Origin of the sequence: Donghicola tyrosinivorans, from assembly GCF_003003355.1 — a bacterium.
Lineage (GTDB): Bacteria > Pseudomonadota > Alphaproteobacteria > Rhodobacterales > Rhodobacteraceae > Donghicola > Donghicola tyrosinivorans.
The window spans coordinates 194,516-209,459 of the sequence record NZ_PVTQ01000002.1 but is presented as its reverse complement, the minus strand read 5'-3'; the positions used below and the strand labels follow the sequence as shown (position 1 = coordinate 209,459).

The following is a 14,944-nucleotide window of genomic DNA, read 5'->3' as shown; positions in this document are numbered from 1 at the left end:
TGACGCTCTCCTCTTATGCGACCAGCATGATGACCCAGGTCAGCACAGTCAGTGCTACAGACCCGATGATCACAGCCCAGCTCAGGCTTTCAGCGGTTACGATGTCCAGACCGATGACCTGGTCCCAGATCAGGTGACGCACGCCGCCAAGGGTGTGGTACCAAAGGCCCAGCACCGACAGGGCCATGACCAGATCACCAAACCAGCTTGTGATCACGCCGTTGGCGAATTCGTAGTATTCGGGGCCAGAAGCGGCCGCCAGGAACCACCAAACGGTCATCAGTGCTGCAACCAGCAATGCGTTTCCGGTGATACGGACAAGAATCGACGTAATCGCAGTGATCGGCAAGCGATAGATCGTCAGATGCGGTGAGAGCGGGCGGTTGCCGCGGTTCACATCAGCCATTGTTCTTCCTTTCGGTTGCGCGGCCGACTCCCAGCGGCCACGGTGCCTTGGAGCAGAGTGATAGTGATTTTTTTCGTGCTGTCACGGTTTCACTGCACCGCAGCACAGAAATTCGCGCATTTCGCGGGTTTTGTGATCACGCCCGCAATAAGCGTGATCACACTTTAGCGTTAACGGGGAATCAACACCCAATAGTCCAAGTCCAGAAGGACGTTGGGGTCATACTTTCCGTCTTCACCCTTTAGTGCAAACGGGGTTCCACCCTTGGTTGCGACCAGACGCAAACGCAAAGCACCCACGCCGGGGGCATTGGTTTCTGTCTTGTCCAGCACCTCGGTCCAACATTTTACTGTGTCGCCAGCAAAGCAGGGGTTTGCGTGCGCGCCGCCGTTGATGCCGACGATCATCTGCGCGTTGGCCAGACCGTTGAACGACAGCGCCCGCGCCATCGAGATCACGTGACCACCGTAGATCAGACGCTTGCCATCTTCGCGGAAGGTCGCGTCGAAATGCACCTTGGCGGTGTTCTGCCACAGGCGGGTGGCCATCATGTGCTCGGCCTCTTCGATGGTGACGCCATCCACGTGGTCGATCTTCTCGCCCACCTGATAATCATCCCAACGATGAGTCTCACCGGCCAACGTGAAATCGTAGTTCGAGAAATCCAGCCCCTCGGGGATCACCAGATCCTCGACACCCAGAACCTTCTTCAGATCGGGCACAACGGCATCAGGCACAGCCGCATCCACGTCGCGCTTACGCACCATGACCCAGCGGACATATTCCATCACGACTTCGTCGTTCTGGTTCAGACCTTGGGTGCGGACATAGACGACACCGGTCTTCCCGTTCGAGTTCTGCTTGGTCCCGATCACCTCACTGCGCGAACGCAGGGTGTCGCCCTCGTACACTGGCTTCAGGAACCGGCCCTCGGCGTAGCCAAGGTTGGCAACCGCGTTCAAAGACACGTCCGGTACGGTCTTGCCGAACACGGTGTGGAACGCGATCAGATCATCCATCGGCGATTTCGGCAGACCACTGTCCTGCGCGAATTTATCCGACGAATACAGGGCATGACGGGCAGGATAGAGCGCGTGATACAGCGCGCGCTCTCCGCCCGAGACCGTCCGCGGAACCGCGTGGTCAATCACTTGGCCCACTGCATAATCTTCAAAGAAACGTCCCGCGTTGGTCTTGCTCATGTCATTGCTCTCCGAGTTTCATTTCAGGGGTGTACTCACCCGCAATCTCTTTTGTGACCGCCTGACCGCACCGCATCTTGCCGGTAGAGTGGTCAAACGCATAGGTCGGGCTGCCCTCCAGCACCCAGCCCTTGGACAGGGCCAGCGATACCTTGTGGCAGAAGGCCGAGGTGTCGTCCTCGGTCAGAAAACGATAGATTTTGCTCATCAGTCTTATCCTTGTGGGAAGGGCGAAACGCCCAAGGCCATATGAATGCCGGTGATGACGCCAAAGGCAACCAGCGTGGCAATCACAAGGATGACGTCCTTCTTGGCCGGGCCCTTTTCGGGACGCTCCCATTCAGGCGCTGCGCGATTGATCAGCATGACCTGAACGCCTGCCCATAGCAGCATGCCGCCGAACAGTACGATCGAGGCCAGATCCCCGTTCACAAGCAAATGCGCCACCGCCCAGATTTTGACCGAGATCAGCATCGGGTGCCGCGTCCAGCCGCGCAGACGGCCTTTGGTGTGGGCCGTTCCCAGACAGAACACTGCAACCAGCATCAGCAGGTTGTTCAGATGCACCGTCCACGTGGGCGGATACCACACGTTGATGAAATCGGCATTCCGGTAGCCGACGATCATCATCGCCAAGCCCATCACGATCAGTAGGGTCGACAGGCCTTTGGCCTTCTGCCCCATCTGTTCATGAATTTCGGGCAAAATTCGCTTGTAATAGTGGCCCCCTGCCCAAAGCAGGAGACCGAGGATCAGGATAAGCATCTGGCTTACTCCGCGGCTAGAGCTGCAATTGCCTCCGCTTGTGCCAGAATTTTCTTCGCTGTGACAATGTGCAGATTTTCGACGATCTTGCCGTCGACCACCGCAACGCCCTGCCCTGCGGCCTCAGCGGCCTCAAAAGCTTCGATCTGACGCTTGGCCAGATCAATCTCGGCCTCAGAGGGGGCAAAGGCATCGTTGCAGACAGCAACCTGCGCCGGATGGATCAGGGTCTTGCCGTCAAAGCCCATGTCACGGCCTTGATCGCACTCGGCCTTCAGGCCTTCGTCATCCTTGAACGCGTTGTAAACGCCATCCACGATGGTCACACCGTTGGCTTTGGCCGCCAGCAGACACAGTTGCAAGCTGGTCAGCATCGGCAGACGGTCGGCGCGGAAGCGGGTGTTCAGCTCTTTCGCCAGATCGTTGGTGCCCATGACAAAGCCTTCCAGCTTCGGATGCGCCGCGATTGCGTTGGCGTTCAACATGCCAGCGCAGGTCTCCATCATCGCCCACAGAGGCTTGTCACCGACCAGCGCGGCCAGCGCGTCCAACTGCGCGGGGCCATCAACCTTGGGCAGAAGGACCGCATCACAGGCCATGTCGGCCACGGCGCGGGCGTCATCTTCGCCCCATTCGGTGTCCAAACCGTTAATGCGCACGATCTTCATACGGTTGCCGAAGCCGCCCGCATCCAACGCCGCTTTCAGCGTGTCGCGCGCGCCGACTTTCTCATCGATCGCAACCGCATCTTCGAGGTCGAAGATGATCGCATCGACGGCCAGAGTTTTGGCCTTTTCCAGCGCACGCTCTTTCGAGCCGGGGATGTAAAGTACCGAGCGGGTGGGCCGTGTGGTGCCGTCCATGAGAAATCTCCTCGCAATAATCTTGCGCGGATGGATACATTTTCGACCGACTATTTCAAGCGCAATCTCGCCGCGCCGCAGAATACTTTAGAACAATCCATCCCAGATCAGTTTGATCCCAGTCAGGGTCAGAGCGACATAGGTAAACATGAAAAACGGCTTCTCGGGGACCAGATGATGGGCCCGAACGCCCAAGAAAACGCCAATCACTGCAAAAGGCGCCAACAGAAGATCGGCAGTCAGGGTCTGGCGGGTGAAAATCCCCAGCGTCGAATAGGGGATGAACTTCATCAGGTTGATCGCCCAGAAGGTGATCACTGTTGTCGCCTGAAACGCAGTTTTCTCTAACCCTTGGCGCAGCAGATAAACGGCCACAGGCGGGCCGCCCGCGTGGCTGACAAAGCTGGTAAAGCCCGCCGCCAGCCCCGCAACGCCGCCCCAAACGGGCCCCGCAGGATCAGTGGAAATCCGCACCCAACCGCGCGCACGGGCAATCACCCAGGCCACGAATCCCAAGCTGATTCCCCCGATCAACAGGCGGAACAGGTCCGGATCAGCGATGTCATACAACCACGCCCCCAGCGCCACACCGGGCAGCGCACCGATAGCGATCCGCTTGAAATCCAGCCAGCTCCAACGCCGCCAATATGGGCGCAGGCTGAAAATATCCATCAGCATCAAAAGCGGCAGCATAATTCCCAGCGCGACCCCCGGCTCCAGCACCAAAGCCAGAATCGAAGACGACGCAAAAGCGGCCCCCGAACCGAAGCCCGCCTTTGAAATTCCAGCAAAAAGTACGGCAGGGATGGTGATTGCGAAAAACATCAGGTCGAAAGAGACCACGAAATTTCCTTTCAAAAAAACGCATACAACAAAGGCTTTAGCACGACGTTAGCGTTCACAATAGAGTCGCAATCGCATCTGCCGCATCGCAGCACACTTGCGCGAAGGCAAACAAAGCACTACCCAAATGGCCAATTTCAACCGACCCGGAGATGAAATCCATGGCTCGACCCAAGATTGCCCTTATTGGCGCAGGTCAGATCGGCGGCACCCTCGCACACCTGGCAGCGATGAAAGAACTCGGCGACGTCGTTCTGTTCGACATCGCAGAAGGTACCCCGCAGGGTAAAGCGCTCGACATCGCTGAATCCGGCCCCGTTGCCGGCTTTGATGCCAAGCTGAAGGGCACTCAGGACTACGCCGACATTGCTGGCGCAGACGTCTGCATCGTGACCGCAGGTGTGCCCCGCAAGCCCGGCATGAGCCGCGACGACCTGCTGGGTATCAACCTGAAGGTTATGAAGTCGGTTGGCGAAGGCATCAAAGCCCACGCACCCGACGCATTCGTAATCTGCATCACCAACCCGCTGGACGCGATGGTATGGGCGCTGCAGCAGTTCTCGGGTCTGCCCGCGAACAAGGTTTGCGGCATGGCTGGCGTTCTGGACGCAGCCCGCTTCCGTCACTTCCTGAGCCTCGAGTTCGATGTGTCGATGCGCGACGTCACCGCATTCGTTCTGGGCGGCCACGGCGACACCATGGTGCCGCTGACCCGCTACTCGACCGTTGCCGGTATCCCCCTGCCCGATCTGGTAGAGATGGGCTGGACCAGCCAGGAGAAACTGGACGCAATCGTTCAGCGTACCCGTGACGGCGGCGCAGAAATCGTGAAGTACCTGGGCAACGGCTCGGCCTTCTACGCACCTGCGACCTCGGCCATCGAGATGGCAGAAGCCTACCTGAAAGACCAAAAGCGTCTGCTGCCCTGCGCGGCCTATGTTGACAACGCATTCGGTCTGAACGGCTTCTACGTTGGCGTTCCCACCATCATCGGCGCCGGCGGCATCGAGAAAGTCGTGGACATCAAGCTGAACAAAGACGAGCAGGCCATGTTCGACAAGTCGGTCGACGCGGTTAAAGGTCTGGTTGCAGCTTGTAAAGAGATCGACCCCTCGCTGGCATAATCGCCGCATCGGGTAAGAACGTGAAAGGCCGGTGGCGCAGTGCCCACCGGCCTTTTTCTTTGCGCCTTTGCCAAAGGATCAGGCAGGCATCCGGTCGGGCAGCAGACCCAGCAGTTCCGGATGGCGGCGACGCAGTTCCGCGTCAAACCCATCGACCGAGAGATCAGGCATATATCCAAGTGCCTTGGTGATGGCCTCATGCGGCGCAAACTCCAGCGAGTTATAGCGGCCAGTCTGTTCCAGCCGGATGCGCATCCGGCGACGGGTGAGCTTTAGCAGATTATGAAACTCCAGCAGGTCGGTCATGCTCTCGCAGGCCTCGACCCCCGCCAGTACCTGCGCCTGACGGTGCCCCCCAAGCATCCGGTGAATGCGGCCCGCATCCACCAAACGATAGCGCAGGATTTTCATCATCCAGTGCAAAGGCGTCATGCCGTCGAAATGCAGCAGCACCAGATCGGACAGCGGACGCCCCTCTAGCTGCACGCCCTTTTTCTTTGGCGTGTGAATTCCCAGTCGCAAATCCTGCCCGACCTGAACCATGGACTTCCCCGCCGCATGGCCGGTCATTCCCTTGGTCAGAAATTCCGAGATATCGCCGAAGAGGCGCCAGTTCTCGGCCTCGCCCCCACCGACCGGAATGCGAAAGGCCCCTTCGAATAGGCCCTCGGGATTGCGCCGAACATAGGTGCGTTCCCACGGACGGACACGCAGGAAATCCGCGCCCATCGTATAGGCGTCCGCCATAATCTGGGTCATGTCCCCCTGCGGGTACAGGAACTCATCCGCGTCCAGATGGATCATCCATCCGGCTTCGGTCATCTTGTAGGCTTCGGTCGCGTTCAGGGACTGGCGGCGGGTCTGCATGGCGTGCTGAGCGTCGGGCCCCAGCCGCTGCCAATGGGCATCATCGCATAAAACCACACGCACGCGGTCCAGCTTGCGCAAAGGCTCGGCCACGGGGTCCAACGGATCGTCCAGATAGACATGCACCTCACGCGCGCCCAAAGACAGGTGCCAGCCAACATTCGCAAGGACCAGAGCGGCAGGCTCTTTGGCGGTCATCACGATTGCCCAACTTAAGCTTTGTCTGTCTGCTTGCACGGTCCTGCCTACGTTACCCTTACCTACAGTCAAGCTGGCTTTTGGCCTTTGCGCAAGGCCACTGAAACTATAGAACCACCGCATACCCGACGGCACACGGTGGATATAGCCAACAATCCGATCGTATGTGAATCGCCATTCTTGTGGATGCAAAGGCCGACTCGCCCCCGTTCGCGGTAACATATTCTCGAACAGACTCAGGCGGCTCCCGATTTGTGATCACACGTTTTAAGCCTGTGATCACAAATGCCAGAAAATCGGCTATTTCACGCCTGCCCGCGCAGTTTTGTCTTAATCCGCAGGAATCTGGCGCGTATACAGGTCAGGAATTTCAGCAAGATGGGACAGGTCCATGAACATCCACGAATATCAGGCCAAGGCTCTGCTGCGCGAATACGGCGCACCGGTCAGCGACGGCCGCGTCGTGCTCAAGGCCGAAGACGCCAAAACTGCCGCTGGCGAGCTGGACGGCCCCCTGTGGGTTGTGAAAGCTCAGATCCACGCCGGTGGCCGTGGCAAAGGCAAGTTCAAAGAAGCTGACGCTGGCGAAAAGGGCGGTGTCCGCCTTGCCAAGTCGGTCGAAGAGGCTGCGGAAGAAGCCAAGAAGATGCTGGGTCGTACTCTGGTTACCCACCAGACCGGCCCCGCAGGCAAGCAGGTGAACCGCATCTACATCGAAGATGGTTCGGACATCAGCCGCGAGCTGTACCTTGCCCTTCTGGTCGACCGCGTCAGCAGCCGCATCAGCTTTGTCTGCTCGACCGAAGGCGGTATGGACATCGAGGAAGTCGCAGCGTCGACCCCCGAAAAGATCCTGTCGTTCTCGGTTGACCCTGCAACCGGCTACCAGCCCTACCACGGCCGTCGCATCGCGTTCGCCCTGGGTCTGGAAGGTGGTCAGGTCAAGCAGTGCGTGAAACTGATGGGCCAGCTCTACACCGCCTTCGTCGAGAAGGACATGGAGATGCTGGAGATTAACCCGCTGATCGTCATGGAAGACGGCAACCTCAAGGTGCTGGACGCCAAGCTTGGCTTTGACGGCAACGCTGTCTACCGCCACGCAGATGTTGCAGCTCTGCGCGACGAAACCGAAGAAGATCCCAAAGAACTGGCAGCTTCGAAGTTCGACCTGAACTACATCGCGCTGGACGGCGAGATCGGCTGCATGGTGAACGGCGCAGGTCTGGCGATGGCCACCATGGACATCATCAAACTCTACGGCGCTGAGCCCGCAAACTTCCTCGACGTTGGTGGCGGCGCCACCAAAGAGAAAGTGACCGAAGCGTTCAAGATCATCACCTCGGACCCCAATGTTAAGGGTATCCTGGTTAACATCTTCGGTGGCATCATGCGTTGTGACGTGATCGCCGAGGGCGTGATCGCCGCCGTTAAGGAAGTCGGCCTGAAAGTTCCGCTGGTTGTCCGTTTGGAAGGCACCAACGTAGAAAAGGGCAAGGAAATCATCAACACCTCTGGTCTTGATGTGATCGCCGCTGACAACCTGAGTGATGGTGCAGAGAAGATTGTTAAAGCTGTGAAAGGTTAATTACCGAATGCGTGTTGCTGTTTTTGCGAGTGTTTTGTTTCTTTCGGCCTGTGTAAATTATAACGCCCCCGAACATGCGGCGGGGGCCAGCCAGGACGAAGATTTTATCCAGTATCCTGCGGGCCAGCAGCCCACCGCCTTGTCGGGTATCCCGATCGATGCGGCGCCAGGTCCGATAGGCTACGTCCCGCAAGGGTACAGCGCCTCGCAAGACCAGATAGTGACACGCACAGCTTTTGACTGACGAACAACACCGCGCGGGTTCCGATCCGCGCAATACGTCAAACTAATTAGGAGAACGCCAAGATGGCAGTCCTCATCGACGAAAACACCAAAGTCATCTGTCAGGGCCTGACCGGCTCGCAGGGTACTTTCCACACCGAACAGGCCATTGCTTACGGCACCAAAATGGTCGGCGGCGTCACCCCCGGTAAAGGCGGCCAGACCCATCTGGACCTGCCCGTGTTCAACTCGGTTCACGAAGCAAAGCACGTGACCGAAGCCAACGCGACCGTGATCTACGTTCCCCCGCCGTTCGCAGCGGACTCGATCCTCGAGGCCATCGACGCGGAAATGGAACTGATCGTCTGCATCACCGAAGGTATCCCGGTTCTGGATATGATGAAGGTGAAGCGCGCCCTGATCGACAGCAAGTCGCGCCTGATCGGCCCGAACTGCCCCGGTGTCATCACCCCCGGCGCCTGCAAAATCGGCATTATGCCCGGCCACATCCACAAGCGTGGCTCGGTCGGCGTTGTGTCGCGCTCGGGTACCCTGACCTACGAAGCTGTGAAACAGACTTCGGACGCAGGTCTGGGCCAGTCCAGCGCAGTCGGCATCGGTGGCGACCCCATCAAAGGCACCGAGCACATCGACGTGCTGGATATGTTCCTGGACGATCCCGAAACCCAATCGATCATCATGATCGGTGAGATCGGTGGTTCGGCTGAAGAAGAAGCAGCCGAGTTCCTGAAAGAGCAGAAGAAAAAAGGCCGTTGGAAGCCCACAGCTGGTTTCATCGCGGGCCGCACCGCCCCTCCGGGCCGTCGCATGGGTCACGCCGGTGCGATCGTCGCAGGCGGCAAAGGTGGCGCAGAAGACAAGATCGAAGCCATGAAGTCGGCTGGCATCATTGTTGCTGATAGCCCCGCAACCCTGGGCGAAGCCGTTCTGAAGGCTATCGAACTGGGCTAAGGCCTTCTGGTGCCCCGCCACTCGGGGGCATCACCCAAAACGCACAGCCCGCCCGAAGGACGCTTCGGGCGGGTCCAACCTAAACAGGTGCACCCAAATGACCGACCAATCCCCGAACGACCAGTTCCATGCCTCGAGCTTCCTTCAGGGGCATAACGCCGAGTACATCGAGCAGCTATACGCCCGTTATGCCACCGACCCTTCTTCGGTCGATGAATCCTGGCAGGCCTTCTTCGCCGCTCTTGGCGATGGTGAGGTCGACGTCAAGAAAGAGGCCGATGGTGCCTCGTGGGGCCGTACTGACTGGCCGCCGATGCCGGCTGGCGACAACGTTTGGGCTCTGACTGGCGAATGGCCCGAAGCGGCCAAAGAAGCCAAAGGCGCTGGCGACAAGATCAAAGCCAAAGCCGCCGAAAAAGGCGTCGAAGTTACCGACGAAGCGATCAAGCGCGCAGTGCTGGACTCGATCCGCGCCCTGATGCTGATCCGCGCCTACCGTATTCGTGGCCACCTGGCCGCCGACCTGGACCCGCTGGGTCTGCACGGCCGTGAGCCCCACCCCGAACTGAACCCCAATGCCTACGGCTTCACCGAAGCCGACATGGACCGTCCGATCTTTATCGACAACGTGCTTGGTCTGCAGATCGCCTCGATGCGCCAGATCATTGACGTTCTCAAGCGCACCTACTGCGGCACCTTCGCGTTGCAGTACATGCACATCTCGGACCCCGAGCAGTCCAGCTGGCTGAAAGAGCGCATCGAAGGCTACGGCAAGGAAATCACCTTCACCCGTGAAGGCCGCCGCGCGATTCTGAACAAACTGGTCGAGGCCGAAGGCTTCGAAAAGTTCCTGCACGTGAAATACATGGGCACCAAGCGTTTCGGCCTCGACGGTGGTGAATCGCTGATCCCCGCGATGGAACAGATCATCAAGCGCGGTGGCGCGCTGGGTGTGAAAGAGATCGTCATCGGCATGCCCCACCGCGGCCGTCTGTCGGTTCTGGCCAACGTGATGAACAAGCCCTACCGCGCGATCTTCAACGAATTCCAGGGCGGCAGCTTCAAGCCCGAGGACGTTGATGGTTCGGGCGACGTGAAATACCACCTTGGTGCTTCGTCGGACCGTTCGTTCGATGACAACTCGGTCCACCTGTCGCTGACCGCGAACCCCTCGCACCTTGAGGCGGTGAACCCCGTCGTTCTAGGTAAGGTCCGCGCCAAGCAGGAACAGCTGGGTGACAAGTCCCGCGAACAGGTTCTGCCGATCCTGCTGCACGGCGACGCCGCCTTTGCAGGTCAGGGCGTTGTGGCGGAATGCTTTGGTATGTCGGGTCTGGTCGGTCACCGCACCGGCGGCACCATGCATATCGTTGTGAACAACCAGATCGGTTTCACCACCGCGCCGCACTTCTCGCGCAGCTCGCCCTACCCGACCGACATCGCCCTGATGGTCGAAGCGCCGATCTTCCACGTGAACGGCGACGACCCCGAGGCTGTTGTCCACGCGGCCAAAGTGGCGACCGAATTCCGTCAGAAGTTCCACAAGGACGTGGTGATCGACATCTTCTGCTACCGTCGTTTCGGTCACAACGAGGGGGATGAACCCATGTTCACCAACCCTCAGATGTACAAGAAGATCAAAACCCAAAAGACCACCCTTTCGCTCTACACCGAGCGTCTGGTCAAGGACGGCCTGATCCCCGAAGGCGAAATCGAGGATATGAAGGCGCAGTTCCAAGCCTATCTGAACGAAGAGTTCGAGACCGGCAAAACCTTCAAGCCGAACAAGGCTGACTGGCTGGATGGCCGCTGGTCGCACCTGAACAAGCAGGGCGAAAAGTACCAGCGCGGCAAAACCGCCATTAAGCCCGAGACGATGGCAGAGGTCGGCAAGTCTCTGGTGCACGCACCCGAGACTGTGGACATCCACAAGACCGTTGCCCGTCAGCTGGAAGCCAAAAAGCAGATGTTCGAAACCGGCGAAGGCTTTGACTGGGCGACCGGCGAAGCACTGGCGTTCGGCTCGCTTCTGACCGAGGGCTATCCGGTTCGTCTGGCTGGTCAGGACTCGACCCGCGGCACCTTCTCGCAGCGTCACTCGGCCTTCATCGACCAGACCACGGAAGAGCGTTACTACCCGCTCAACAACATCCGCGAAGGTCAGGCCCGCTATGAAGTCATCGACTCGATGCTGTCGGAATACGCGGTTCTGGGCTTCGAATACGGCTACTCGCTGGCGGAACCCAACGCGCTGACCATGTGGGAAGCCCAGTTCGGCGACTTCGCCAACGGCGCGCAGATCATGTTCGACCAGTTCATCTGCTCGGGCGAAAGCAAATGGCTGCGTATGTCGGGTCTGGTCTGCCTTCTGCCCCACGGCTTTGAAGGTCAGGGCCCCGAGCACAGCTCGGCCCGTCTGGAGCGTTTCCTGCAGATGTGTGGTCAGGACAACTGGATCGTGGCGAACTGCTCGACCCCGGCGAACTACTTCCACATCCTGCGTCGCCAGATGCACCGCAGCTACCGTAAGCCGCTGGTTCTGATGACCCCGAAATCGCTGCTGCGTCACAAGATGTGCATCAGCAAGGCCGAGGACTTCACCACTGGCTCCAGCTTCCACCGCGTCCTGTGGGACGATGCGGAACGCGGCAACTCGGACACCCAGCTGGTGTCGGACGACAAGATCAAGCGCGTGGTCATGTGTTCGGGCAAGGTCTACTACGACCTGCTGGAAGAGCGTGACGCCCGTGGCATCGATGACGTCTACCTGCTGCGTATCGAACAGTTCTACCCCTTCCCCGCGATCTCGCTGGTCAAGGAACTGGAACGCTTCCCCGGCGCAGAGATGATCTGGTGTCAGGAAGAACCCAAGAACCAGGGTGCATGGACCTTCATCGAACCCAACATCGAATGGGTTCTGGGCCGCATCAAAGCAAAGCATGGCCGTCCCCGTTACGTCGGCCGCGCCGCCAGCGCATCGCCTGCAACGGGTCTGGCATCGCAACACAAAGCACAACAAGCCGCGCTCGTCGACGAAGCGCTGACAGTCGAAGGAAACTAAACAATGACTGAAGTCCGTGTCCCCACGCTGGGTGAATCCGTGACCGAGGCAACTGTCGCCACCTGGTTCAAAAAGCCCGGCGACCGTGTCGAGGCTGACGAAATGCTGTGCGAACTGGAAACCGACAAGGTCACCGTCGAGGTTCCCTCGCCCGCAGCCGGTGTTCTGGCCGAGATCGTTGCCAACGAAGGCGAGACCGTCGGCGTTGACGCTCTGCTGGCCAACATCAGCGCCAGCGGCGAAGCCGCAGCGCCCGCACCCGCAGCCAAGGCGCCCGCAGCGGCTCCCGCTGCTGCTGCGGCGGCTGCATCGGTTGACGTCATGGTCCCCACTCTGGGCGAATCCGTCACCGAAGCCACCGTTTCGACCTGGTTCAAAAAGGTCGGCGATACCGTCGCGCAAGACGAAATGCTGTGCGAGCTGGAAACCGACAAAGTGTCGGTCGAAGTGCCCGCACCCGCAGCTGGCGTTCTGACCGAAATCCTGTTTGCCGAAGGCACCACCGTTGAGGCTGGCGGCAAACTAGGCGTGATCGCATCGGGCGAAGGCGCAGCCGCTGCTGCCCCCGCCGCCGCGCCTGCCGCTGCCGCACCCGCAGCAGCCAGCACCGGCAAAGACGTCGAGCACGCGCCCGCCGCCAAGAAAGCCATGGCCGAGGCCGGTCTGACCGCCGCTCAGGTTCAGGGTTCGGGCCGTGACGGTCGCATCATGAAAGAAGACGTGGCCAAGGCCGCCGCAGCCGTCGCTGCCGCAGCAACCGCCGCGCCTGCCCCTGCTGCTGCCCCCCGTGGCACCGCGAACGCCGACGATGCAGCACGCGAAGAGCGCGTGAAAATGACCCGTCTGCGCCAGACCATCGCGCGCCGTCTGAAGGACGCCCAGAACACCGCAGCCATGCTGACCACCTACAACGAGGTGGACATGACCGAGGTAATGGCGCTCCGGAACCAGTACAAAGACGCGTTCGAGAAAAAGCACGGCGTCCGTATGGGCTTCATGTCGTTCTTCACCAAAGCCTGTGTGCACGCTCTGAAAGAAGTGCCCGAGGTAAACGCCGAGATCGACGGCACCGATGTGGTCTACAAGAACTACGTCCACATGGGCATCGCAGCTGGCACCCCGCAGGGTCTAGTTGTTCCCGTTCTGCGTGACGTGGACCAGAAGTCCTTCGCCGAGATCGAAAAAGAGATCGGTGAAAAAGGCCGCCGCGCCCGTGACGGCAAACTGTCCATGGCAGAGATGCAGGGCGGCTCGTTCACCATTTCGAACGGCGGCGTCTACGGCTCGCTGATGTCCTCGCCGATCCTGAACCCCCCGCAGTCGGGTATCCTCGGCATGCACAAGATCCAGGATCGTCCGATGGCCATCAACGGCAAGGTCGAAATCCGCCCCATGATGTACCTCGCGCTGTCCTACGACCACCGTATCGTCGACGGCAAAGGCGCTGTGACCTTCCTCGTGCGCGTCAAAGAAGCGCTGGAAGATCCCCGTCGCCTGCTGATGGACATCTAAAGCGCGTTGCATGGTCGTGGGGGACGTTTTCCATACGCCCAAGCTTTCCGGTCCCGGGCGCCAGAAAAATCTGGACGCCTGGGCCAACCGCTACCCTGCCCGCTTGCGGACACGGGAAGAGACCCAGAGTTGGCTGGAACAACAGTTCTTTCCAGCCTCGAAACGCTGGCTCTACTGCGGCAACGGAAAATCCGGCACTTCCTCGACCAAGCGCTTTCTCTTTGAACTCGAGTTCGGGCGGCCCCTATCCGCCCATCTCCTTGTCCCCTTTGACATCAATCCGGATGTGGTCGCGCACCGTCTGGCCGAATTCGATGTGTTCCGCAGCCTTGCGGACACCGAAGACAGTCAGGATGTATTCGCCAACGCCCTTCGCCTGACCACCGTCCGCAACCCCTATTCCCGCGCCGTGTCAGCCTACCTGTATCTCTGCAAATCGGATGAGATGGCCCGCCATTGGTTCGCCTGGGACCGCGTGCGCATGAACGCTATGGTCGGCTTTGACTGGGACAACGATCCCCGCACCGCAACCGGTTTTGAGAAGTTCCTCGACTACATCGCAAGTGACATTCAAAACCGCGGCCTCCAAGAGGTGAACCCACACTGGCGCCCCCAGCACGGCAACATCCGGCCCGGGCTCTTTGATGCCCACCTGATCGGCAAGACCGAAGACCTCGGTACGTTCTTCAAAGACGTCGCCGCCCGTCTGAACCAACCCCTGCCCGCGACCTTCAAAGCCAAAGCTGCGAACCAGAACGCCGACAGCACACCGAAAGACGCCCTGCTAACGCCCGCCGTCCGCCAGCGGATCACCCGTATCTACGGCCCCGACTTCGCCCAGTTCGACTACGACCCCGATGCCGCAAAGGCTGCCTGAGATGACCACCGAACTCACCGTCCTCACCCTCGCGGCCCTCTTGCAAGTGGTCCAATACATCCTGATGTCGGTCCCCGCGAACCTTGAACTCGGCCGCGGCAAAACCCTCGGCCCCCGCGATCCTGACCGCCTCGGCAAACCCCTGATCGAGCAGGTCTCCCCCCGCACAGGCCGCCTCTTTCGCGCCCTGAACAACCACTTCGAAGGGCTCATCCTCTTCACCATCGCCTGCGTGGTCACCACCCTGTCGGACCAGTCCACAGCGCTCACCCAAATCTGTGCTTGGACCTATCTCGCAGCCCGCATTCTCTACGTGCCCGCCTATGCCTTCGCTTGGGTTCCGTGGCGCTCCTACATCTGGGCGGTCGGCTTTCTGGCCACCACCACCATGCTCGTCGCGGCGCTTTTCTAAGCCGCCGCCAACCCTAACCCGCCAATGCCCATTCA

At 59.7% G+C, this 14,944-nt stretch carries 14 protein-coding genes; 7 read left to right on the top strand and 7 right to left on the bottom strand.

Going from position 1 to position 14,944, the window contains the following annotated elements; translation table 11 throughout:
• Window positions 1-13 precede the first annotated feature (13 nt).
• The 6 genes from sdhC to CLV74_RS03495 all read right to left on the bottom strand — a co-directional run bounded on the left by sdhC (window position 14) and on the right by CLV74_RS03495 (window position 4,079).
• Window positions 14-406 (bottom strand): succinate dehydrogenase, cytochrome b556 subunit, encoded by a 393-nt coding sequence (sdhC, locus tag CLV74_RS03520; protein ID WP_106262838.1) that lies wholly within the window; start codon window positions 404-406, stop codon window positions 14-16.
• A 170-nt stretch (window positions 407-576) separates the two neighbouring features.
• Window positions 577-1,608 (bottom strand): MaoC family dehydratase, encoded by a 1,032-nt coding sequence (locus CLV74_RS03515; RefSeq protein WP_106262837.1) that lies wholly within the window; start codon window positions 1,606-1,608, stop codon window positions 577-579.
• 1 nt (window position 1,609) lies between these two features.
• A complete protein-coding gene (locus CLV74_RS03510; RefSeq protein WP_106262836.1) occupies window positions 1,610-1,816 on the bottom strand; it encodes a DUF1737 domain-containing protein in 207 nt (68 codons plus the stop codon).
• A 5-nt stretch (window positions 1,817-1,821) separates the two neighbouring features.
• Window positions 1,822-2,373, bottom strand: coding sequence for an NnrU family protein (locus CLV74_RS03505; RefSeq protein WP_106262835.1), 552 nt, complete (start codon window positions 2,371-2,373; stop codon window positions 1,822-1,824).
• A gap of 5 nt (window positions 2,374-2,378) precedes the next feature.
• Window positions 2,379-3,236, bottom strand: coding sequence for an HpcH/HpaI aldolase/citrate lyase family protein (locus CLV74_RS03500; protein WP_106262834.1), 858 nt, complete (start codon window positions 3,234-3,236; stop codon window positions 2,379-2,381).
• 87 nt (window positions 3,237-3,323) lie between these two features.
• Window positions 3,324-4,079 (bottom strand): sulfite exporter TauE/SafE family protein, encoded by a 756-nt coding sequence (locus tag CLV74_RS03495; RefSeq protein ID WP_106262833.1) that lies wholly within the window; start codon window positions 4,077-4,079, stop codon window positions 3,324-3,326.
• Between the two features lie 161 nt (window positions 4,080-4,240).
• Between CLV74_RS03495 and mdh the strand changes: the two genes are divergently transcribed.
• Complete coding sequence (gene mdh, locus CLV74_RS03490; protein WP_106262832.1) at window positions 4,241-5,203, top strand: malate dehydrogenase; 963 nt, start codon at window positions 4,241-4,243, stop codon at window positions 5,201-5,203.
• Between the two features lie 78 nt (window positions 5,204-5,281).
• Here the strand turns inward: mdh and CLV74_RS03485 are convergent, their stop codons facing one another.
• Window positions 5,282-6,268, bottom strand: coding sequence for a glycosyltransferase family 2 protein (locus CLV74_RS03485; protein ID WP_170107969.1), 987 nt, complete (start codon window positions 6,266-6,268; stop codon window positions 5,282-5,284).
• A 391-nt stretch (window positions 6,269-6,659) separates the two neighbouring features.
• Between CLV74_RS03485 and sucC the strand changes: the two genes are divergently transcribed.
• The 6 genes from sucC (at window position 6,660) to CLV74_RS03450 (ending at window position 14,909) form a co-directional block, all read left to right on the top strand.
• Window positions 6,660-7,853: an ADP-forming succinate--CoA ligase subunit beta gene (gene sucC, locus CLV74_RS03480; RefSeq protein ID WP_106262830.1), complete on the top strand. Its 1,194-nt coding sequence runs from the start codon at window positions 6,660-6,662 to the stop codon at window positions 7,851-7,853.
• 306 nt (window positions 7,854-8,159) lie between these two features.
• Complete coding sequence (gene sucD, locus CLV74_RS03470) at window positions 8,160-9,047, top strand: succinate--CoA ligase subunit alpha (RefSeq protein ID WP_106262828.1); 888 nt, start codon at window positions 8,160-8,162, stop codon at window positions 9,045-9,047.
• A 97-nt stretch (window positions 9,048-9,144) separates the two neighbouring features.
• The gene (locus tag CLV74_RS03465) at window positions 9,145-12,108 is read left to right on the top strand and encodes a 2-oxoglutarate dehydrogenase E1 component (protein WP_106262827.1); all 2,964 of its coding nucleotides are present in this window, start codon (window positions 9,145-9,147) and stop codon (window positions 12,106-12,108) included.
• 3 nt (window positions 12,109-12,111) lie between these two features.
• A complete protein-coding gene (odhB, locus tag CLV74_RS03460; RefSeq protein ID WP_106262826.1) occupies window positions 12,112-13,620 on the top strand; it encodes a 2-oxoglutarate dehydrogenase complex dihydrolipoyllysine-residue succinyltransferase in 1,509 nt (502 codons plus the stop codon).
• Between the two features lie 10 nt (window positions 13,621-13,630).
• Window positions 13,631-14,497: a sulfotransferase family 2 domain-containing protein gene (locus tag CLV74_RS03455; RefSeq protein ID WP_106262825.1), complete on the top strand. Its 867-nt coding sequence runs from the start codon at window positions 13,631-13,633 to the stop codon at window positions 14,495-14,497.
• Between the two features lies 1 nt (window position 14,498).
• Window positions 14,499-14,909: an MAPEG family protein gene (locus tag CLV74_RS03450; RefSeq protein ID WP_106262824.1), complete on the top strand. Its 411-nt coding sequence runs from the start codon at window positions 14,499-14,501 to the stop codon at window positions 14,907-14,909.
• The last annotated feature ends 35 nt before the right edge of the window (window positions 14,910-14,944 follow it).

Bases quoted from the DNA above. Each gene is read 5' to 3' on its own strand.
- sdhC (WP_106262838.1), bottom strand. From the start codon at position 406: ATGGCTGATGTGAACCGCGGCAACCGCCCGCTCTCACCGCATCTGACG.
- CLV74_RS03515 (WP_106262837.1), bottom strand. From the start codon at position 1,608: ATGAGCAAGACCAACGCGGGACGTTTCTTTGAAGATTATGCAGTGGGC.
- CLV74_RS03510 (WP_106262836.1), bottom strand. From the start codon at position 1,816: ATGAGCAAAATCTATCGTTTTCTGACCGAGGACGACACCTCGGCCTTC.
- CLV74_RS03505 (WP_106262835.1), bottom strand. From the start codon at position 2,373: ATGCTTATCCTGATCCTCGGTCTCCTGCTTTGGGCAGGGGGCCACTAT.
- CLV74_RS03500 (WP_106262834.1), bottom strand. From the start codon at position 3,236: ATGGACGGCACCACACGGCCCACCCGCTCGGTACTTTACATCCCCGGC.
- mdh (WP_106262832.1), top strand. From the start codon at position 4,241: ATGGCTCGACCCAAGATTGCCCTTATTGGCGCAGGTCAGATCGGCGGC.
- CLV74_RS03485 (WP_170107969.1), bottom strand. From the start codon at position 6,268: ATGACCGCCAAAGAGCCTGCCGCTCTGGTCCTTGCGAATGTTGGCTGG.
- sucC (WP_106262830.1), top strand. From the start codon at position 6,660: ATGAACATCCACGAATATCAGGCCAAGGCTCTGCTGCGCGAATACGGC.
- sucD (WP_106262828.1), top strand. From the start codon at position 8,160: ATGGCAGTCCTCATCGACGAAAACACCAAAGTCATCTGTCAGGGCCTG.
- CLV74_RS03465 (WP_106262827.1), top strand. From the start codon at position 9,145: ATGACCGACCAATCCCCGAACGACCAGTTCCATGCCTCGAGCTTCCTT.
- odhB (WP_106262826.1), top strand. From the start codon at position 12,112: ATGACTGAAGTCCGTGTCCCCACGCTGGGTGAATCCGTGACCGAGGCA.
- CLV74_RS03455 (WP_106262825.1), top strand. From the start codon at position 13,631: ATGGTCGTGGGGGACGTTTTCCATACGCCCAAGCTTTCCGGTCCCGGG.
- CLV74_RS03450 (WP_106262824.1), top strand. From the start codon at position 14,499: ATGACCACCGAACTCACCGTCCTCACCCTCGCGGCCCTCTTGCAAGTG.